This window comes from Candidatus Bodocaedibacter vickermanii, assembly GCF_014896945.1.
Lineage (GTDB): Bacteria > Pseudomonadota > Alphaproteobacteria > UBA6184 > UBA6184 > Bodonicaedibacter > Bodonicaedibacter vickermanii.
Window position 1 is genome coordinate 938451 of sequence record NZ_CP054719.1, and the last position, 20635, is coordinate 959085.

The 20635-nt window shown below is 42.5% G+C and carries 18 protein-coding genes and 1 tRNA gene; 14 read left to right on the forward strand and 5 right to left on the reverse strand.

Annotated elements, in window-relative coordinates; genetic code table 11:
- Positions 1-192: 192 nt before the first annotated feature.
- Positions 193-1098 (forward strand): polysaccharide deacetylase family protein, encoded by a 906-nt coding sequence (locus CPBP_RS04340; protein ID WP_350331641.1) that lies wholly within the window; start codon positions 193-195, stop codon positions 1096-1098.
- 253 nt (positions 1099-1351) lie between these two features.
- On the opposite strand, the gene gatB is transcribed toward CPBP_RS04340, so the two are convergent.
- The 4 genes from gatB to rho are packed head-to-tail and all read right to left on the reverse strand — an operon-like array spanning position 1352 to position 5898.
- Positions 1352-2830 carry an Asp-tRNA(Asn)/Glu-tRNA(Gln) amidotransferase subunit GatB gene (gatB, locus tag CPBP_RS04345; protein WP_350331642.1) on the reverse strand — a complete coding sequence of 493 codons (1479 nt, stop codon included), beginning with the start codon at positions 2828-2830 and terminating at the stop codon, positions 1352-1354.
- An 8-nt stretch (positions 2831-2838) separates the two neighbouring features.
- Positions 2839-4305, reverse strand: a complete 1467-nt coding sequence (gatA, locus tag CPBP_RS04350; RefSeq protein WP_350331643.1) for an Asp-tRNA(Asn)/Glu-tRNA(Gln) amidotransferase subunit GatA — start codon at positions 4303-4305, stop codon at positions 2839-2841.
- Positions 4306-4316: 11 nt separating this feature from the next.
- Positions 4317-4613: an Asp-tRNA(Asn)/Glu-tRNA(Gln) amidotransferase subunit GatC gene (gene gatC, locus CPBP_RS04355; RefSeq protein ID WP_350331644.1), complete on the reverse strand. Its 297-nt coding sequence runs from the start codon at positions 4611-4613 to the stop codon at positions 4317-4319.
- A 10-nt stretch (positions 4614-4623) separates the two neighbouring features.
- Entirely contained in the window at positions 4624-5898 is a 1275-nt protein-coding gene (rho, locus tag CPBP_RS04360) for a transcription termination factor Rho (RefSeq protein WP_350331645.1), read from the reverse strand.
- 771 nt (positions 5899-6669) lie between these two features.
- Here rho and CPBP_RS04365 point away from each other — a divergent pair.
- From CPBP_RS04365 to dapD, 5 genes are all read left to right on the forward strand, one after another.
- The gene (locus CPBP_RS04365) at positions 6670-7098 is read left to right on the forward strand and encodes a hypothetical protein (protein ID WP_350331646.1); all 429 of its coding nucleotides are present in this window, start codon (positions 6670-6672) and stop codon (positions 7096-7098) included.
- Positions 7099-7175: 77 nt separating this feature from the next.
- Positions 7176-7703 carry a DUF6841 family protein gene (locus CPBP_RS04370; RefSeq protein ID WP_350331647.1) on the forward strand — a complete coding sequence of 176 codons (528 nt, stop codon included), beginning with the start codon at positions 7176-7178 and terminating at the stop codon, positions 7701-7703.
- The gene (locus CPBP_RS04375) at positions 7678-7851 is read left to right on the forward strand and encodes a hypothetical protein (protein ID WP_350331648.1); all 174 of its coding nucleotides are present in this window, start codon (positions 7678-7680) and stop codon (positions 7849-7851) included. The genes CPBP_RS04370 and CPBP_RS04375 overlap by 26 nt, the downstream gene beginning before the upstream one ends.
- Positions 7852-8239: 388 nt before the next feature.
- On the forward strand, positions 8240-9199 hold the full coding sequence (locus tag CPBP_RS04380) for a hypothetical protein (RefSeq protein ID WP_350331649.1): 960 nt from the start codon (positions 8240-8242) through the stop codon (positions 9197-9199).
- Positions 9200-9301: 102 nt separating this feature from the next.
- Positions 9302-10108 carry a 2,3,4,5-tetrahydropyridine-2,6-dicarboxylate N-succinyltransferase gene (gene dapD, locus CPBP_RS04385; protein ID WP_350331650.1) on the forward strand — a complete coding sequence of 269 codons (807 nt, stop codon included), beginning with the start codon at positions 9302-9304 and terminating at the stop codon, positions 10106-10108.
- A gap of 243 nt (positions 10109-10351) precedes the next feature.
- Here the strand turns inward: dapD and CPBP_RS04390 are convergent.
- Positions 10352-10427 (reverse strand) — tRNA-Ala (locus CPBP_RS04390).
- Positions 10428-10548: 121 nt separating this feature from the next.
- Here CPBP_RS04390 and CPBP_RS04395 point away from each other — a divergent pair.
- The 8 genes from CPBP_RS04395 to CPBP_RS04430 all read left to right on the forward strand — a co-directional run bounded on the left by CPBP_RS04395 (position 10549) and on the right by CPBP_RS04430 (position 20629).
- The gene (locus tag CPBP_RS04395) at positions 10549-11175 is read left to right on the forward strand and encodes a hypothetical protein (protein WP_350331651.1); all 627 of its coding nucleotides are present in this window, start codon (positions 10549-10551) and stop codon (positions 11173-11175) included.
- A 914-nt stretch (positions 11176-12089) separates the two neighbouring features.
- A complete protein-coding gene (locus tag CPBP_RS04400; protein WP_350331652.1) occupies positions 12090-13433 on the forward strand; it encodes a cytochrome ubiquinol oxidase subunit I in 1344 nt (447 codons plus the stop codon).
- Between the two features lie 2 nt (positions 13434-13435).
- Positions 13436-14470, forward strand: a complete 1035-nt coding sequence (gene cydB / locus CPBP_RS04405; RefSeq protein ID WP_350331653.1) for a cytochrome d ubiquinol oxidase subunit II — start codon at positions 13436-13438, stop codon at positions 14468-14470.
- 49 nt (positions 14471-14519) lie between these two features.
- Positions 14520-15728, forward strand: coding sequence for an aromatic amino acid transport family protein (locus CPBP_RS04410; protein ID WP_350331654.1), 1209 nt, complete (start codon positions 14520-14522; stop codon positions 15726-15728).
- Positions 15729-17082: 1354 nt separating this feature from the next.
- Positions 17083-18597 carry a hypothetical protein gene (locus CPBP_RS04415; RefSeq protein WP_350331655.1) on the forward strand — a complete coding sequence of 505 codons (1515 nt, stop codon included), beginning with the start codon at positions 17083-17085 and terminating at the stop codon, positions 18595-18597.
- A gap of 26 nt (positions 18598-18623) precedes the next feature.
- Positions 18624-18839 (forward strand): exodeoxyribonuclease VII small subunit, encoded by a 216-nt coding sequence (xseB, locus tag CPBP_RS04420; RefSeq protein WP_350331656.1) that lies wholly within the window; start codon positions 18624-18626, stop codon positions 18837-18839.
- Positions 18840-18842: 3 nt separating this feature from the next.
- Positions 18843-19565, forward strand: a complete 723-nt coding sequence (locus CPBP_RS04425) for an RsmE family RNA methyltransferase (protein ID WP_350331657.1) — start codon at positions 18843-18845, stop codon at positions 19563-19565.
- Between the two features lie 131 nt (positions 19566-19696).
- On the forward strand, positions 19697-20629 hold the full coding sequence (locus tag CPBP_RS04430) for a hypothetical protein (protein ID WP_350331658.1): 933 nt from the start codon (positions 19697-19699) through the stop codon (positions 20627-20629).
- Positions 20630-20635 lie beyond the last annotated feature (6 nt).

Genomic DNA, 20635 nt, shown 5'->3' on the forward strand with positions numbered 1-20635 from the left:
ATATAAGGGGGATTTATACAAATTCAAGGGGACTATATGAATTGGTGGTGTTACCGCTAAACTATGAAGAATCAAAGAGGGCTTCTTTCTTTCTAAAATTAAGAGAGCCTTTACCTTTATCTGCCACCATCATAAAAATAACAAAGGTGGGTCGTGAGTTTTTTGCGTGGATTATTGTTAATCGGAATCACGATGTTGAGCATTCAACATGTTTCTGCGCGCATTTATCACGCAAAGCGTATCGCCATTACGATTGATGACGCTCCATCTCCGTCTACCCCTTTGTTTACTGGACAGCAACGTGCTTTATCCATCATCGACCACCTTAGAAAATCTGAGGCTCCCCCCATTGGGGTGTTTGCAATTGGGAGCCATGTTGTTGATTTTGGTGCCGAGCAATTACGGTTGTTTGGGTTGGCGGGTCATGCCGTCTGCAACCATACATATTCTCATCGAAGTTTAAAAAATTGCTCTGCAGATTCGTATATTCAGGACATAAAAAAAGCCGAGACTTTATTAAAGGAATTTCCAGGTTACGCCCCTTTGTTTCGATACCCATATTTGGATGAGGGCTATCCGGCTCAAACTGAAAAGGTAAACTCTGCCTTAAAAGATCTGGGGTATACAAATGCGCGCATCACCATTAATAACTGCGATTATTATATGTCTTACATCATGCAGAAAGCCTTGCGCGCGGGAAAGCGGATCGATTATGAAAAACTGCGCACAGTTTATTTAAAAGTTATGTTGGAGTGTGTAGAATATTTTGATGGGTGGTTTGCTTTACAGGGGCGGCAATCCATGAATCATGTTTTGCTGATGCATTCAAATGATCTGACTGCGCTGTATATTGGCGACCTGGTTCAAGCCTTGCGAGATCGAGGTTGGACACTCATTTCGATTCATGATGCATACAAACCTGTACCGGATGATTTTAAAAACACCCCACCCACCATTGCCGAAACCGAGTCTGTTAACCCTGCAAGATCTAGAAACGCGCCCAAGGGAATGTCGGCCAATTATCTTGCTGAGCTGTTTCGCCAGGAAAAAGTATTTATTGATGCAAAACCGAACGAGACTTATACCGCGTCAAATTAGCTTAACGAAAAACAATTTTATTGACATTGCTGTCAAAATATATTACAAGCAAACCCGGAGATCGCACTCTAACAACCACAGCTAGACTAATTTAATTTGGGCACAGGAACGAGGCGAGACATGTACTAAATTGTACATTAACGACCGAGTGCCGCATACCCAGATTATAGAAGTCAGCTATATCTGAAATTAGCAGTCAGGGTTGGAAAAAAGCCCTATAAACAGGATCAACTTGTTATAGGGCTTTGTAATTTTATTTTTGATCAAGCAGCTTTTTGAGCAGAGCGTTGATCATGCCAGGGTTTCCTTTGCCCTCCATGACCTTCATAACCTGTCCAACAAAGAATCCAAACAGTTTATCTTTGCCAGATCTGTATTCTGAAACATGGTCGGGATTTGCATCAACAACAGACTGAATGATTGTTGCGATTGCTGATTCATCAACAACTTGGCGCAACCCTTTTGCATCCACTATTGATAGCGCGCTTGCGCCAGTTTCCCACATTTCGGCAAACACAGTTTTTGCAATCTTTCCAGAAATCACATCTGTCGTGATCAAGTTTACAAGCTCTGCCAATTGCTCTGCAGACACCTTTGATTCCAAAACGGACAGACCCGATTTATTCAACAAACCAAACAGTTCAACCGTCATCCAATTCGCAAGAATCTTTGGAGACTCCGCCGTCATGGTAAGATGGTTGATCGCCGATTCATAAAAATCTGCGTTTTCTTTTTCGCCCACTAACACCGTTGCGTCGTATGGTGTAAGTTTAAAGGTTTCAATCAGCCTAGCTTTCTTTGCATCAGGAAGCTCTGGCAATGTTTTGCGAATATCTTCGATTTGTTCTTGTGTAACGATCACTGGCAACAAGTCTGGGTCTGGGAAGTAGCGATAATCTTTTGCTTCTTCTTTTGATCGCATTGATCGAGTTTCACATTTATTGGGGTCAAACAAACGAGTTTCCTGAATAATGTCACCGCCTGATTCGTATACTTCGATTTGGCGTTGCACTTCATATTCTATGGCCTGTCCAATAAATCGAACAGAGTTCACGTTTTTAACCTCAACACGCGTACGATACCCTTCGCCAGGCTTGCGCACAGAAATGTTTACGTCAGCGCGCATGTTGCCCTGTTCCATATTTCCATCACATGTTCCCAGGTATCTTAATAACGTGCGTAGCTTTTTAATAAACGCCTGGGCCTCTTCTACACTGCGCATATCGGGATCTGTCACGATTTCTAACAAGCACACACCCGCGCGATTTAAATCGATGTAGGTTTTATCAGGATCAAGATCATGGAAACTTTTTCCAGCATCTTGTTCAAGGTGTGCGTGATGAATTCCGACCTCTTTTGCGTCACCGTTTTCAAGCTCAATAATAACTTTTCCAGAGCCCACAATGGGATGATAAAACTGAGAAATTTGATATCCATTAGGCAGATCGGGATAGAAATAGTTTTTACGATCGAATGCCGAGAACTTATTAATAGAACAATTCATACCAAGCCCCGTACGAATTGCTTGGTTCACACATTCTGAGTTTAACACAGGAAGCATTCCTGGAAATCCACCGTCCACAAATGCGACTTGAGTATTGGGATCGGCTCCAAATTCTGTTGCCGCACCTGAAAATAGCTTAGATTTGGAAACTGTTTGAGCATGAATTTCCATTCCAATTACAACTTCCCACAGACCTGTTTGACCTTTATATAAATTTTTATTTTCCATTGTATCACCTATTCTTGAGACAAAAAGGGGAACTTCGCGGCATCTTCCAATACCTGCCCAACTTGAAACAAACGCCCCTCCTCAAACGAAGGTCCGATTAATTGTAACCCTAAGGGTAACCCATCACGATCCAATCCAATCGGCACCGACATCCCGGGAAGTCCCGCAATGTTTGTGGAAACGGTCAGAATATCGTTCAGATACATGGTTAATGGATCCTTTGGTTCTTCCCCTGCTATAAACGGAGGAATCGGCGTTGTGGGCGTTAAAATCACATCCACTTGCTTAAATGCATTTTCAAAGTCTTCGATCACTTTTGTGCGCAATCGTTGCGCCTTCATGTAATATGCATCGTATTGAGATGACGACAGCACATAGGTTCCAATCAAGATGCGCTTTTTAACCTCGGGACCAATAAAATGCCCGCGGTTTTTTTCATAAAAGTCAGAGATAGAGTCGGCAGCCTCTGTTCGCATGCCGTATCGAACGCCGTCGTATCGCGCAAGGTTTGAAGATGCCTCTGCAGGCGCCATAATGTAATATACTGGCAATGCGTATTTAGTATACGGCAATGAGATTTCAATGATTTCTGCGCCAGCATCTTTTAGAATTTGAGCTCCACGATTCCAAGAATCTAAAATATCTTGGTTCATTCCATCCATACGGTATTCTTTTGGAATACCAATTTTCATGCCTTTAATGCTCTTACCAAGCATGGCTTCGTAATCAGGAACAGCAACATTAACAGAGGTAGAATCTTTTGCGTCATATCCGGCCATACTGCCCAACATTATAGCAGAGTCCCGAACCGTTCTGGTGATGGGACCGGCTTGATCCAATGAGGATGCGAAGGCTACCATTCCATACCTGGAACACCGACCATAGGTTGGCTTAATGCCCGTCAGCCCACAAAAAGAGGCAGGTTGACGAATCGATCCACCTGTATCGGACGCAGTGGCTGCCAACGCACCTTGCGCTGCAACAGCAGCGGCTGATCCACCGGAAGACCCTCCGGGAACTAAGTGCTTTCCATCTTTTTTCCAAGGACTTAAAGCGGGACCAAAGCAGCTGTACAGATTAGCAGACCCCATGGCAAACTCATCCAAGTTAACCTTGCCCAACATAACGGCACCATCGCGCCAAAGGTTGGCCGTAACAGTGGATTCGTATTGAGGAATAAAGTTGCTTAATATTTTTGATGCGGCCGTTGTGCGCACACCTTTTGTGCAATATAAATCTTTAATAGCAATCGGTAGTCCGTCTAACGGAAGCGCGCCTGTTTTTGCGCGGCGATCATCGGAAGCTTTTGCTTGCGTTAGGGCAATATCACCCGTAACAGCAACGTAGGCGTTTAGCTCTTTAAGGGTTGGGATTCTATCCAAAAACGCCTGAGTAAGCTCAACGGAAGTGAAGTCTTTTTTATTTAAACCGTCCCTTGCTTCAGATAGGGAGAGCGTTGTTAGTTTTTTTGACATTATTTACAAACCTATTCAACAACTTTTGGAACTGAAAACATATTAAATTTGGCGTCTGTGGCATTAACAATTATCGCATCAACCTTGCCGCCGTCCGTGATGATATCTTCACGTTGAGGTGTTGCTTGTTGGTTGCGATTGTTGGCCGGCTCTGTTGTTGAGACGTCAACCTCATCAAGCATTTCAAACCAGTTTAAAACCGCAGTGATGTCGTTTGCGTATTTTTCAGATTCGTGTTCTTCGATCTTTATACGCGCCAACTGACCGATCTTTTTGACGGTTTCCTTATCAATAACAACTTTCGACATTTTTTATTCCCTATTGATTCATAGACGTAAAGAATTCCATATTATCCTTAGAATATTTTAATTTATCAACTAAAAATTCCATTCCTTCAACCGTGCCCATTGGCATAAGAACGCGACGAAGTACCCACATTTTTTGAAGCGTTGAACGATCCACAAGCTCTTCTTCTTTGCGGGTTCCTGATTTTGTAATATCAATCGCTGGGAAAATACGCTTATCGCTAACCCTGCGATCCATAACGATTTCGCTGTTGCCCGTACCTTTGAATTCTTCAAAGATGACTTCGTCCATACGAGAGCCTGTGTCAATCAATGCTGTTGCGATGATCGTTAACGATCCACCCTCTTCAACATTTCGAGCGGCACCAAAGAATCGCTTTGGGCGTTGAAGTGCGTTTGCATCAACACCACCCGTTAAAATCTTTCCGGACGACGGAACAACCGTGTTGTATGCGCGAGCCAACCTGGTGATTGAATCCAAAAGGATCACAACATCTTTTTTGTGTTCTGTTAAGCGTTTTGCTTTTTCAATGACCATTTCGGCAACTTGTACGTGGCGTGAAGCGGGCTCATCAAACGTAGAGCTTACGACTTCGCCCTTTACAGAGCGCGCCATATCGGTAACTTCTTCTGGACGTTCGTCAATCAACAAAACAATCAACACGACTTCTGGGTGATTGGTTGTAATTGCGTTTGCTATGTTTTGCAACATCACCGTCTTACCCGTACGCGGGGGTGCTACGATTAGCGCTCTTTGCCCCTTACCCAAAGGACATACAAGGTCGATGATTCGTGTTGTAAGGTCTTTTTCGGTTTTGTTTGTGTTTTTGTTAACAACGTCAACTTCAAGATTAAGGTGCTCATTTGGATACAGCGGGGTAAGGTTATCGAAGTTAATTCGATGTTTTGCATGTTCCGGAGTTTGGTGGTTGATCGTATTGATCTTTACAAGGGCAAAATAGCGTTCGCCTTCTTTGGGGGCTCGAATTTCTCCGTCAACAGTGTCTCCCGTTCGCAAAGCCATCTTTCGAATCTGGCTGGGAGATACATAAATATCGTCCGGTCCTGGAAGATAGTTTGATTGGGGTGATCTTAGGAAGCCAAACCCATCTTGTAAGATTTCAACAACGCCTTCACCAAAGATCGCAATGTCTTTTTCTGCGGTCTTTTTTAAAATGGCGAAGATCATGTCTTGTTTACGCAATGTGCTTGCATTCTCGATTTCCAACTCTTCTGCGATTCTCAACAGATCCGTTGGACTTGTTTGTTTTAATTCTTGTAAATGCATTGTCCTTAATACTTAAGTTGAATTGTTTGGTATGTTTTAAGATTTAAACTTGGTGAGCGTGAGTTAGATTTTTTTATATCTGTTCCGCTAACAGTTGAGGTTTGACCTCGATTAATAGGTAAACTAGGACTGGCATTCTTGTCAATCAAAATTTGTTGATATTTTTTTTATAGCTTGTTGCCTAATCCGATGAACGGCAGGTCGCCCCTTAGAAAACAGTTGTTTATACCTGGTGTTGTTAGGGTGTGTGTTTACTAAAAAACTACCCGAACTAAAGTGCTCTGAGGGGTGTTAACAGAAAATGAAAGGGAGCGCGATTTTTACGTAGGGTTTAGAAAAGTATCCACACAACTATTCTATTCTTTAATATTTATATAAGTATAGTAGATAGTTGTTGTATGCATGAATTGCGGGGATAAGTTTTTTGTACAGAGGATCTGTTGGTTTTATTCACAGGTTGTAATAAAAAAACCGATAGCAATAACGAGTGTTTTAGCGGGTTTGTTGAGGGATTATTCACAGATGGGGATAACTTTTGAAAAACTGTGGATAAAAAACCTTAAAAAATCCTGAAATTTTAATAAAAGTAAATTCGTCCAAATTATTTATGTTTATCCACAGGTTTTCCACAGGTCTTTTCAACACAGTTTTTCCGAATTAAAAAATGCTTGACATGAAAAAAACTTGGAGTATTTCTAAAATTGAGAGTAACAAACTTGCTTGTGTAAGAATATTAATAAAGTAAGATTCAAACCAAAAGGAGTGGCTCTTGTGATTATTGAAGAAGTTATAGACATATTCAAAGAGATGCGCAGTGCATATAATCGTGGAGACCATGATTTTCGCAGCTGGTGCGAGGTTCCTTTGTTGATTATTGAAGATTCTAACAATTCTTATATTTCTGATCCTGTAATTTTAGAAAGAGTGTTTGATAGCGTTCGGTATTGTAAAGAGTATCTAGATCTTCCCACTATAGATTTTCAAGTGCAACATTTAATAATGGCGGCAGATAGCGTTGCCATAGCGACGGTATTTTGGGATTTTTTTAACGAGCATAAAAAAAACGAACTTGCATTAGAGATCGGATATATTGTGCAAAAAAAAGAGACACGATGGAAAATAATATCAATGCTGCAACCAACATGGAGAAATGGCGCGCACAGCGAAAAAGATATCACAAAAATACAAAGGCATGAATAAAGGGTGTTTTCTTTTTTATCTTTGACGCGGTGCAAGATGGGGGTGTCCCGATGTTAATGTAGGTGTAAGGACTGGTTATGATCTTTCAAGAAATCACAAATGTATTTAAGGAAATTCGACACACTTATAATACAGAGGAGTTTGATTTTACAAAGACACATTGGATGCCGTTGTTTTTTATAGAAGGTGCTGGTATTGGAGCTGTGGCAGACGTTGAAACATTTGAAAGGGTGTTTGATTCCATCATCAACTGTAATAAATATTTGGATCTGTTAAAGATAGAATTTCACGTGCGACAACTTATGGAGGTATCGGAATCTGTGGTAGTGGCGGTTGTTGTGTGGGATTTTTTTAACGCCAAAAACAAAGTTGGACTTGTTCATGAAGTGGGATATGTTTTGCAAAAAAGAGATAACATCTGGAAAATAAACGCTGTCCTTTGTCCGACATGGAGAGACCCAGAACAGAATAGGGGCGACATAAAAAAATATTCATCTGACAGCGCGGAGGGTGGGCGTGTCGATCGGTTGAATAAGTTTGTTTTCGACCAGAGAGAGCGTAGGTTGCAGGAGTTTCAAAATGGAGGAAAAGCAAATGGCGGCTAAAGAGGTCTTAGAAGTTTTAGATGAGATGCGTAACGCTTATAATTCTGGAAATTTTGACTTTTCTAAGTGGCATCCTCTCCCTTTACTTATTATAGAAGATTCTGGTCACCAGACCATCGGTGACTACGAGTATTTGAAACGTTGGTAAATTGCAGCAGATACCTAGACCTATCCCACACAGACTATAGTTTGCAGAGTCTGCAGGTAATGTCTGACAAGGTTGCTGTGACAAAAGTTAGGTGGGATTTTTCTAATAATCAAAAAAAACTGAACTAATTCTTGAGATCGGACACATCATCCAAAAACAAGACAATGGCTGGAAGATAACAGCGTTGCTTCAACCCCTGTGGAGAGAGCCGTGGCGAGAAAGACAAGACATCAAGAGAATGGATAAGGGCGGCGACGGATTATAGGGGGCGTGTTCAAAATTCGTAGAGCTTGACTTATAAGGCAAGTGTTTCTTCTTGCTTCTTGACCTGAGTTTGGGCCTTAATATATACATAGCTGTGTCTATGTATATGCAAAAGGAGCCCGATATGAGAAGGTTTGTCAATATAGCGTGTGCTTTGTTTATGGTTTCTGTGTGTCAGAGCGTAAGCGGAGAGGCTGTTTCGCCTGGATGCGAGGCTTATTTTCAAATAGCTTTAATTGCAAACAGAGAAGTGGTTGCTCTGGCGCCCACCAGCACGCCTGCACCCGTACTCGTTCCCACCGCTGATCAAAAAATGCTGGTCGGATTTCAAAAAATATTCAGTGATTTTGTTAACGCTCACCAGCAAGATAAAAGAGGAATGGTTATTGGGCGTGGAAATGTCCAGGGAGTTGCCGACGTGCGTATCACCATTCCAGAACTAAAGGGGCTTTCATGGTTGTTTGTTGACCCGGGCGATGCTGGTGCTGTGGGGTATTTGCATAACAACAAACAAGATACAACACAAGGAAACGCTTTAGCAACAACTTGGCCTGTGGATTTTTCAACTGAAGGTCTTTTTGATGCTGTTGTGTTTGACGATGGTGCTTTACAATATATAGGAAATGACGGAACTGAAGTGCGCCTAGGCCCAGAGTATTTTCAAAAACAAATGGCATTGGTGGTCACAAAAGAAGACGGAACACAGCTTTCAAAAAACTCATTTCAATATCCATACCTGTTTCAAGATTGGTTGTTGGCGAACAGGCCCGCAGAGTTTTTGCGTTTGGAGGCTCAGTATCAGCCTTTAATTTCAGCCGCAAGAAAAAAACAAAGAAAAATTCTAGAGAAAGGGTTGCATGATGCTTATCGCGCCCTAAAGCGTGGCGGTGTTTTGATCGTGCCGGTCGATGGTGCGGTCGATGGAATAGATTTTGTTAACCTTTTGTCTATTTCAAGCGCGGATTTGGTTAGGCATAGGATAGAAGCTATGGGTGCTAACGTCACAGAAAGCCCGATTCTGCCAGAGATAGCCAGGGGTATGGGAACCGCTCATGGTGATTATTATTCAATAGTTAGAAAATAAACCCAACAGTAAAAAGAAATAAAAGCCAAGCAACCACAAGACGCTTGGCTTTTTGTTACTATTAGATATACTGTGGGTGTATTTAAATAAGGGGTGTTTGCTGTGGAGACTATACGTTCATTAATTGAGTGGGCCTGGGAAAACAAAGAAAAGGCAGCCTATGATACAAAGGTTAAGCATGCCGTGGATGAGGCGATTGAGGGGTTAGATTCCGGGAATCTTCGAATTTGTGAAAAACAAAACAACGAATGGACAACCCATCAGTGGTTAAAAAAAGCAGTGCTTCTTTATTTTCGCATGCACAACAACACCTTAACAAGCGACGGCGTTTTTTCATATTTTGATAAGGTTCCTGTAAAAACAACCGATTGGAATGATCTGCAGTTTGAAACCGTGGGTGCGCGATTTGTTCCGGGATCTATCGTAAGAAAAGGAGCGTTTATATCGCGAAGCGTGGTTTTGATGCCAAGCTTTGTAAACATTGGCGCGTTCGTTGATGAGGGCACCATGGTGGATACGTGGGTTACGATAGGCTCGTGTGCCCAAATCGGAAAGAACTGCCATATTTCTGGAGGGGTTGGTATTGGCGGAGTTTTAGAACCCGTGCAAGCGAATCCAGTCATTATCGAAGACAATTGCTTTATTGGGGCTCGTAGTGAAATTGCAGAGGGCGTTATTGTTGAAGAGGGTGCCGTAATTTCTATGGGGGTGTTTATTGGCGCCTCTACAAAAGTTATCGACCGAGAAAGCGGAGAGATTTACATGGGTAGAGTTCCCGCCTATTCTGTCGTGGTTCCGGGATCGCAGCCTACAAAAAATGGGTTGAATCTGTCGTGTGCGGTGATTGTAAAACGTGTCGATGAAAGGACGCGATCCAAGACAGCGATTAATGAATTATTGAGAGATTAAGCAATCTTGACCTTCCTGGTTGCGAGCAACGAGTGTTGAGCCGCATAGCTGCGAAGATTGATTCGTGAAAAAGTGTTATGATCTTTAAAAATGAAAAGTCATCCGAGCTTTTTTGCAAGGATGTCTATAGCAGCAGGTCTTGTTGGGTTGTCTGGATTCAGAAAGATGTTGTTCGTGATAATCCGTGTGAGGGCGTATTGGATATAATCTAATGGATGCAACGGCACGTTGCCAGCGTCATGCTGGTGGAGCCAAGGAGGATCGAACTCCTGACCTCTACAATGCCATCGTAGCGCTCTCCCAGCTGAGCTATGGCCCCTTGAAAACAAGGATATATAATCGAACGTTAAAAATCAAGCAAGCTATCAGATATATTTTTGACAAATTAAATCTTTGTTAATTCTTGCAAGCATATATTGAGAAAATCTCAGGAGATTCTCATGTATAAACTATATTACAGCGTGCTTTCCCTTTTCTTATTATGCTCTGACGCACCTTTGTTTGGTGCAGCAGCAGCAGACACCCTGTCTGATTTGCCAGAGGTTGCTCAGGATGCAGATGTGCACACGCTTTCAAGAACGTATTGTAAGGTTCTGTGGTCTAGGGTTCAGGCAGATGGATGTTTAAGCGCGCCCGCCCCAGAGTTTAAAGACACCTTTGCTAAAAGCATTTTAGAGCTTGGGATTGTTATAGAAAAAATTAAAAATGCAGAGCCGATTATGATAGGGGCTCAAATTAATTTAAGCGATAAGCCCGTTACAGATCCAGCAATGCTATCCCTTTGTTCTTATTTTGATAGTGATGCATATTCCCCCTTAAAGACGGCGTTGACGAGCATGAGCGTACTTGGACAACACAAAGGTGGCGCTGATTTGGATGGGGAAACAAACGCACATGTGAATGAGGTGTTTGTATATGTTTGGAACAAGGTCAAAGAAGACACAGAGCGATTGCAGGGATTTTTAATAGGATTGCTAGATGCATCTCCCACCTGTATACAAGGATATACGGTGCGCATGTTGTGCGCTGTGCACCCACCCAAATTAAAGGGTGTTGAAAAAAAGTAATAAGCGCGGCTCGACCTGCTTCGTTATCGCGATGTGTTTCTAATGTTCATCCGACACCAAAAGTGTAAGCAATCATTGGATCTTTGACTGTTGAGGCGTTGTATAGCTGACCCCCTATAATCCGTGTCAGATCACATCGGATCGGCCTCATGGATACAGCGTCATGCTGTAGTACGTGTCTCGCCTCGTTCCTGTACCCAAATTAAATTAGTCTAGCTATAGTAAAACACCTTTAATTCTGAGGTAGCGCTGAGAGAGTGTTTTTATATTTTATGGAACATGTTCTTAAAGATAAAAATATCCATTTCGTCAATCTTTTGTTAACGTTTGTAGGATATTGTATGTTTAGTGCACTTACATATTTAATTTTAACCCACCGTTTCGTGAAGGAATGACGGATTGCTTCGTCTATTTAGTCTCGATTTAGGGAGTGGGTTTTGTCCCCCCACCCGAAGGTCACTGAGGGTGACTGGGGCGGGGGGTGGTAAAAAAATCACGTTAACTTAATCTTAACCTTTGTTAACCCCAGATTAACCACTGCGCTTTTTCTCATCAGATGTAACCAAAATACCTGCGAGTTGCTATAGCTAAATGTTTATAAAGGGGATATATTTCAGTGTATGGAATCATTAAATAATCCAACGATTTCAAGGATATTTCTGGAGAGACCTATAACCAAAACATGTGATTTGCTTATATATAGCTGACTCCTTATAATCCGTGTCAGATCACATCGGATCGACCTCATGGGTACAGCGTCACGTTGTAGTACATGTCTCGCCTCGCCTCTCATGCTCAAATTAACTTAGTCTAGCTATAAAACGTTGGGTTGTCATTTTGATATCTTAATTTGATATATTGTTAACCGTCTTTGATGTAAACTTAACGACAGTTATTTACAAACAAGAAAAAAAATGGATTTATTTTCAACGTTATTTTTATCTCGTATTAAATTTGCATTTACGATTGGTTTTCATATTTTATTTCCGACGATTACTATCGGGCTGGTCGTATATCTGTTCATATTAGAAATACAATGGCTAAGAACAAGCAACCCGGCATATTCAAAACTGTTCCGCATATTTTCAAAAATATTCGCACTGTCGTTTGGTATGGGGGTTGTGACGGGTATTCCGATGTCGTTTCAATTTGCAACGAACTGGGGACCTTTTTCAATAGCCACCACAAATGTTGTTGGACCGTTGTTGGGTTTTGAGGTTCTTAGCGCATTCTTTTTAGAGGCAACATTCCTGGGGATTATGGTGTTTGGTTGGGGGCGCGTTAAACCTGCGGTTCACCTGTTTTCAACGGGGATGGTAATGTTGGGAACAACCCTGTCTGCGTATTGGATTATTTGCGTAAATGCTTGGATGCAAAACCCCCAGGGTACCGAAATTATCGACGGGATCTTTTATGTAAAAGATTGGTCAAAAATTCTGTTGAATGAAACCATGTTTTATCATTTGGCGCACATGTTGGGTGCGTCGTATCTGACAGCGGTTTTTGTTGTGATGGGGGTTCTTTCCATTTTCTTGTTTAAACGCAAAGAAACTCAAACGGCCTTGCCCGGCTTTAAAGTTGCACTTGCGTGTGCTTTGATTTTGGGGCCTGTTCAATTTTTTGTGGGACACGCGCACGGGATACATACCGGAAAAACTCAGCCAACAAAGCTAGCTGCGATGGAGGCGCACTGGGATTCTGAAAAAGAAGCGCCCATGATTTTATTTGCCTGGCCAGATATGGAAAATGAAAAAAATCTGTATGAAGTTAAGATTCCCAAAGTTGCAAGCTGGTATTTAACAGGCAGCACCCAAGGAATGGTTCATGGTCTTAAAGAAGCAAAAAAAGAGGATCGTCCCTTTGTTCCGTTGGTTTTCATAAGTTTTAGGCTGATGGTGGGAATCGGATGTTTATTTATCTTTTTGGCATTGGCAGGTGGATATTTGTGGGTGCGCAAAAAATTAGAAACAACGCGATGGTTGTATGCGATTTTACCACTCTGCATACCGTTGGGGTTTGTTGCAACAATTGCAGGGTGGATCGTCACAGAGGTTGGGCGTCAACCCTGGATCATTCAGGGATTAATGCGAACAGCTCATGGGGCGACAACATCTCTTCCCCCCGAAGCAATCAGGGGATCTTTGGCGGCGTTTGGAGTAACGTTTTTGATAGTGTTTGTTGTTTACCTGGTGTTCTTGGTTCGCATCGTTCAAAAAGGGATGAACGAGCCTATGCCAACAGTTCTGCAAGGAGAGTAGTTATGGATTATGCGATTGCTTGGAGCATTTTGATTCCTGTTGCTTTGTTTATTTATATGGCGCTGGATGGGTTTGATCTTGGGATCGGAATTTTGTTTCCTTTGGGATCAGACTCACGCGCCAGAGAAAATATGATGAATTCTATTGCCCCCATTTGGGACACAAACGAGACGTGGTTGGTGTTGGCAGCTAGCGGATTGTATGGAATTTTTCCGAAAGCCTATGTGTTCATATTTAATGCTCTATACATACCCTTGATTGCGATGTTGATTTGTTTAATTTTTCGTGGAGTATCGTTTGAGTTTCGCTTTAAATCGCCAGAGCGTTTCAAGTGGATTTGGAGTACATTTTTCTGCCTAGGCTCGTTTGGAATGTCGGTGTTTCAGGGTATTGTTTTTGGTCAGTTGATTCAGGGGTTTCAAACCATAGACAGTCAATTTAACAATGATTATTGGGCGTGGCTTAACATTTTTAACGTTGCAGTAGCGGGGCTGGTTGTTTTGTTTTATGCCTTTATGGGCGCGAACTTTTTAATTTATCGCTTGAAAGAAACAGAAAGATTGCGCTTTGTTTGCGTCTCTAAATGGTTGCTGGGTGTGACCGTTCTGTATTTTATCAGTATTGTTGTTGTGTTTGGTTCTGGTGTGCACAGCGCCGATGCCGCATCGTTCCCTTCGGGAAAGTATCTGGCGCAACGGTTCCAGGCATTTTATTCTGCATACATAGGGTTGTTTGCAATCATAGGTTTGATTGTTGTTAAGCTGTACCGAAGCCTTGCGGAAAAAGCACAGTGTGATTTTGCACCATTTTTATACGGTGTTGCTTTGTTAGCGGCCGTGTTTGGTGGGGTGGTCTTTTTGGGGTGGCCGTATATTGTTCCGGGGGCGTTGACAATTTGGCAGGCGTCATCATTGCCAGAAACTCAAAAATTAATGTTTATTGGGGCCTCGATTTTCTTGCCGTTAATTCTTGGATATTCTATGTACAACTTCTACGTATTCCGCGGGAAAGTTGCTGATCAAAAGTTCTATCACTAAACCTAATTTTATGGCACACTCCGTGGGGGAAAATACCACGGAGTAAAAAATGTCTAAAAACAAACGTCTTGGCGGGCTTTTAATCGTTGCGGGAACAACTGTTGGCGGAGGAATGCTTGCCCTGCCAATCGCATCTGCATCTGCTGGCGTTGGGTTAAGCATAATCCTGTTAATCGGTATGTGGGCGCTTATGACATATACGGCGCTTATCACGCTGGAAATGAACCTGTATTTTAATCGAGGTGTTAGTATTGCCTATGCTGCTGAATACAGTTTGGGACGCGCAGGCAAAGTAATCTCAACATTTACAATCGCGATGTTATTTTATGCCCTGTTGTCAGCATATATGGCGGGGGGCTCATCTGTTCTTGATCAACTTATTGACAGTATTTTTGGACTTAAAATATCGTCAGAGGTGTCGGTCGTTTTGTTCGCAGTCATATTTGGAGGCATCATCTTAGCACGAACCCATATCGTTGATACGGCCAATCGATGGTTGTTATTTGTAAAAACTTCATTTTTTATCATCATTGTGGCGGCGTGTTTACCGAAAATTGACGTGTCGCTTTTGGGGCGTGTGCCAGCAGAGTGTATCCCCTGTTTTTCAGCATTAATCCCTTTATTTTTTACATCCTTTGGTTTTCATGGCAGCATCCCCACGATTGTGAATTACATAGGTCCCGACCCACACAAGCTGCGGTCAACATTCATATTGGGCAGCACGATTCCGTTGATTGTTTATATTGTGTGGGAGGTTGTTGTGTTGGGGGTGATTCCTCTTGAGGGCTCCGATAGCTTTGCGTTTATTAAAGCAAGCGGTGGTGACCTGGGAGTGTTCGCAAACACTCTGTCTAATTTGGCGGGTGGTGGCTGGGTTGTGTCTGCAGCCCAGGGGTTTACGTCCCTGGCCGTTGCAACATCATTTTTGGGCGTTGGCCTGGGGTTGTTTGATTTCATGGAAGAACAATTAACACGCAATGATAAAAAGCCATCGGTGTTTTTTACGGGAGCTTTTACGTTTGTTGTGCCATTAGTGTTTGCGTTGTTTTACCCAGAGGGGTTTGTCATGGCGCTGGGATATGCGGCCATTGCGTTAAGCATTTTGGCGATCATTATCCCGACACTTGTTGTTTGGAAATTAAGAAAGACCCACGTCAGTAAAGCGCGTCCCGTTTGTGGAGGGCGGCTGGGTTTGATATTTGCTCTGCTGTGTGGTGTTGGCGTGATTGTGCTGGAAATTAGAGCTATCTTGAATTAATGTCGAAGTGTGCTCGCGTCGGACGCAATCTATTGAGTCCAGCGTCACGTTGGTTGCAAAAGTTTGTTTCGTCAATCTTTTGTTAACGTTTGTGCGGTACAGTAACTTTATAGAGCTCATACATTGTAATTTTTTGCCCACCGTTTCGTGAAGGAATGACGGATTGCTTCGTCTGTTTAGTCTCGATTTAGGGAGTGGGTTTTGTCCCCCCACCCGAAGGTCACTGAGGGTGACTAGGGCGGGGGGTGGTAAAAAAATCGAGTTAACTAAACATTAATCTTTATTAACCTCAGATTAACGGCTGCGTGCTGTTGCATCCATTAGGTTAGATCTTGTGTGATTGGACACATGTTCTAACAAGCAACGTTACATCGTTTAAAAATTCAATAGTTTCAAACAGGTAAACTTACTGGGTGCAGCCTGAGGCTGCCAACGCGACGTTGGATCCGACAGGCTGTATCGAGTGTGTGCTGAGGTGGATTGTAATTTTTTCCAAATCGTATTTATAGCTAACCGCCCATAAAACAATTACGCGGCGCCCTTTGCTCCAGGCGCCGCACATAACGTGAGGAAATCGTATGGATCCAGCGTGGCGACTTTGGTTTATAGCGTTGTTTTTTATAATCCGTGTCTGTGCGAATCGGATCCATCTATAGGGTGCAGCCTCAGGTTGCCGGCTCAAGGGCGCTTTACGCGCCAGAGCGGCGGTTGCCGCTATCAAATCGCGATGCGATTTGCTTGAGCCGCATAAAGACAGAGGTTGGCATGAATGAGGGAGTTGCAGCAGAGGGATACGTTGGATTGGGCGAGGTAATGTATTGGTTGCGTATAGCCCGCGTCAGAACGAATCGGATCTGATCTAGTGGGTGCAGCGGTACGCTACTTATTGATGAGTTGTTTTTTTGAGGAGGGTGTTTTTTGCCCCAATATTGGGGCCCGCCTGCAAAAGTGTGAAATCCCAACGAGCCCACCCCGCCGCCGCCACAACATAATAACCAAGGTAATCTAAAAAAACTAAGTTTTTTCGATGTATTAATAAATTAAGATTCCAACCTCAATCCATCTCAACTATACCACTGCTTAGTACTCAGCATTAGTTTCGTCGTTGGTTATTACGCACCAGCCAGCCGCCGGTGTATCTTACCTACCTATCGTGAAGGTATCAGACAAAGCTTAACAAACTCTGAACACAACAAAGATTTTCTTTAATCTAAGTTATCCGTGTCAGAACGAATCGGATCTGATCTAGTGGGTGCAACGGTATGTTGCTGGGTTGTTTATCGCATCGCAAACATCACTTTCCTTTTGGGTCAAAATTACATATGATACTATTAATTTACCTAGGGATATCACCATGTTGCAACGAACTCTATTTGCGTTATGTTTAACGGTTTCTGCTTTGCGTGCCGAAGAAGTGTCCGACCCTACTTTTGTAGACACGGCAGGCATGGGTAAGCCTCGCATTCCAGATTCTGGAAAAGGTAACGCAGATGTTCCGCCGTTATTAATTAGCAGAAAGCTTGGAATTCATTCTGGGTACTTTCCCCTTCCAGGTAACCTTAGTTATTCAAGTAGCGTTGCCGCATCGTTAACGAACGATATCAGCGATGGTATAAGCTTTGGGTTTGATCGTTTGGACAAGGCGTTTAAACCAGATAAGTTTTTATCCAGATTTGTATTGGCAAACATATATTATTACGCAACGCTTCCAATCCATCTGATTAACGATATGACTCGATATCATTGGGCGACAGCGTCGCGAATTGCCGCCACAGGATTACAGCCTGAATTTTGGGATTTAGGCGTTGGCACAGAAAAAAGCATTTATCATGGCAACACGATCTGGGGTGTGTGGTCGGCTCCGCTCAGGGCGTGGAAAGAAGATTCCTTTAGTCGTGCGCTCAGTTTAAAACGATATGCGCCCACGGTTTTGGCGAACAAGGAAAAGCTATTTACAAGCGAAAAAGCATCAGAACACTATGACGATGCTAAGCTTGAAGCAAACAAAGATTTGGCGGCGCAAAAATATACAGATGACAAACCCTCGGTCACACCTGAAGAACATCAGAAGTTAACCGCAAGCGTATTTAAACCCCAGTGGGATGTTGTGCGATTGGCGGCGGGATATAATGATCAATCTGATCATGCTCGCGAATTGCAGCAAAAGGCTTACTGGGAAGAAGCACATTATATGGATGCAGCACACTATTTAAGGGCGCGTTGGTTTGTTCCAGTTTTAGGGCTGATTACAACGCTACAAAAAGATTCTCGCGCCAATCAACCCTCAGAACAAGATACAAATCTAGCGTTGTTAGAGCATGCATATGCCGCGCAAAACATTGAATTGTCTAGCAGTAAAATTGCAGCGCTTTCGACGCTTAGTATTTTGTTAAGCGGCAGTTTTTATAAAACGCTGCGGCACTCTAACTGGGAATACTATGATCAGGGAACCCAGTTCTACAGAGCTTATGAGTGGTATGGATTCCGCATCCCCGATGTCGTGCCATACTTAAATACACAAGGGCTTTCATATCACGTTACAACGGGGTATCGCATTTCCCCAACGCTTGCAATTCCTGTGTGTTTTGAGTTTCAGTTTATTGGTGAAAAAACGGTTGAAGGTTCGACCGGCGTTATGTTGCGTTTTCCAAGTTTGTTAAATCTGGACGTTCAAGCCAATGTTTTGATTAGTCAAGAAGGCGTCGGAGGAGATCTTAAGGCGTCCGTTACACCATGGGGATCTGTATGTGTAGAGGGGGGCTTTGCATATCATAATAGCAAGACGCTTGACGGTAAACGCCATATCCTGTCCTATAAAAATGGCGAATCTGATTATGAAATATTTGCAAAAGTGAGCGTTGTGTATTAATGTTGTCGGAATATTAGGAGACGCCAATGACCACAACCCTTTCATTTGAAGATGCAATGAAGCGTTTAGAAGAAATTGTACAATTTCTAGAGCGCGGAAACATCCCCTTAGAAGAGGCTGTTCAAGCTTATGAAGAGGGCATGATTTTAAAACAATTTTGTTTGGAAAAATTAGAGCACGCACAGCTTCGTATCGAAAAGGTTGCTGGAGTTCCTAAAAAAGAACCCGAATCTGTGGAATAACACATGGCTCGACATATTCCAAGGTTATATGTTGGTGCATATACCCTATCGAACAACCAAATGATTGCGCTGGTTGATGATCAATACCATTATCTAATGCATGTTCTGCGGATTCAGCCCGGAGCAAAAGTAATATTGTTTAATGAGTCGGACGGCGAGTGGTCGTGCAGTGTCGATTCTATCTCTAAAACCATTGTTAAGTTGCGGGCAGATCAACACTTGCGATCGTGTGCGCGACTTCCTGAAACACATTTATATTTTGCGCCCCTTCGCAAAGAGCGACTAATGGATATTTTGGAAAAAGGCACCGAGTTGGGTGTGACGCATTTTCACCCCATCATCACCGATCACACAGTGCATGGTCGATTGAATATGGAAAAATTAGAAATTTACATTCAAGATGCAGCAGAGCAATGCGGTCGGTGTGATATGCCGCAGTTGTTGCCACCTGCTGGAATATTAAATATTCTTAATGAATGGAACGACACCACACCGCTGTTTTGGGCGCTTGAAGCAGAGACGTTGCCCCCTCTTGGGTTATCCTGTCCAACACATCCAGCGCACCTTGCGGTGGGCCCCGAGGGTGGGTGGTCAGAGGCTGAAAAGCAACGTTTCCGGGATCTGACGTTCGTCAAGCCGTTTAGCCTTGGCAGCTTAACGCTTAGAGCCGAAACAGCAGCCATCGCAAGCCTTGCATTAATCAACTATCTTCGAACCCTTGGGTAGGTGTATTCACTTGTCAAAAATGCAACTAAAAAGAATATAGCTTTTCACACAAAGTATAGGCTGTGAAGCGTTTTGCTCTTTGAAAAAAATTATTAGTGATTGAATAGAATCAATGTTTTTATAGGGGCTTCATGAAAAAAATTAAAAACATATTTTTGCGCTGCGTTTTTGGCATGTTTATTGTTTACCCCATTGTGTGGTTTGTTACTCACCATGTGTTTCAATTGGAAATAAAAGCGGCATCATGGTTAAATACTATTGTTTCTGAACACGCTACAATATTTTTAGCTCTGTTTGGGTATGTTGTAAAAGAAATTTTTTGGAATGTCTCTTTGTCCATTAGTCGAGCATATCGCTGGGATTTTATAACAATTAACAAAGTGGCTCATTTGGTTTCCAAAGAGTTTTCTTTGCCAAAAGACGATGTGTTGCGCGGGCTCCTTGTAGCAACATACAAAGGTGAATTTAAAGAAAAGCTGTTTTCTGACGAACCTCAACCCACTGAACACGAAATAGCAATGACAGATCTTGCTCGTAAGGTTCAAGATAAGTCTCTATCTCAAGAACAGCTTAATGAAGCAATTAACACCTTAAAGAAGGAAAATGCTAAGGTTTGTGAAATGTTTGGGAATAGCCCAGCAGAAAAAACAGAAGATCTAATAATGTTTTTTATTAGCAACCCACAGTGGAAAGGTTTTGGATCAAAACAAATAGGGTCAATTTCTATCGATATGACCTTTGATAAAAAGATGCGCCCTTTGGCTACAGAACTAGTTACGGAGAAATCTTTAATAGGTAATCTTAGTTGGCACGAACAGCGCTTTAATGATTTTTTCCCTGAAAAAGATCTGCCCGAAACTTTTGATGAACTAAGGAAAAATTTCCCGGTTGAATTTCAACATTTCCTGCGGGTTGACCCACAAGAGTATGAACTAATACGCACCTGGCAGGAAATCTTTCAAAGTAAAACATCAATCTTCCTTCAAGATTTCAAAAAAATGAAAATTTCTGGAAAGACGTTCAAAGTTTGGTTAAAGCGTTTTCTAAACGGTGATTTTGACTAAAAATAC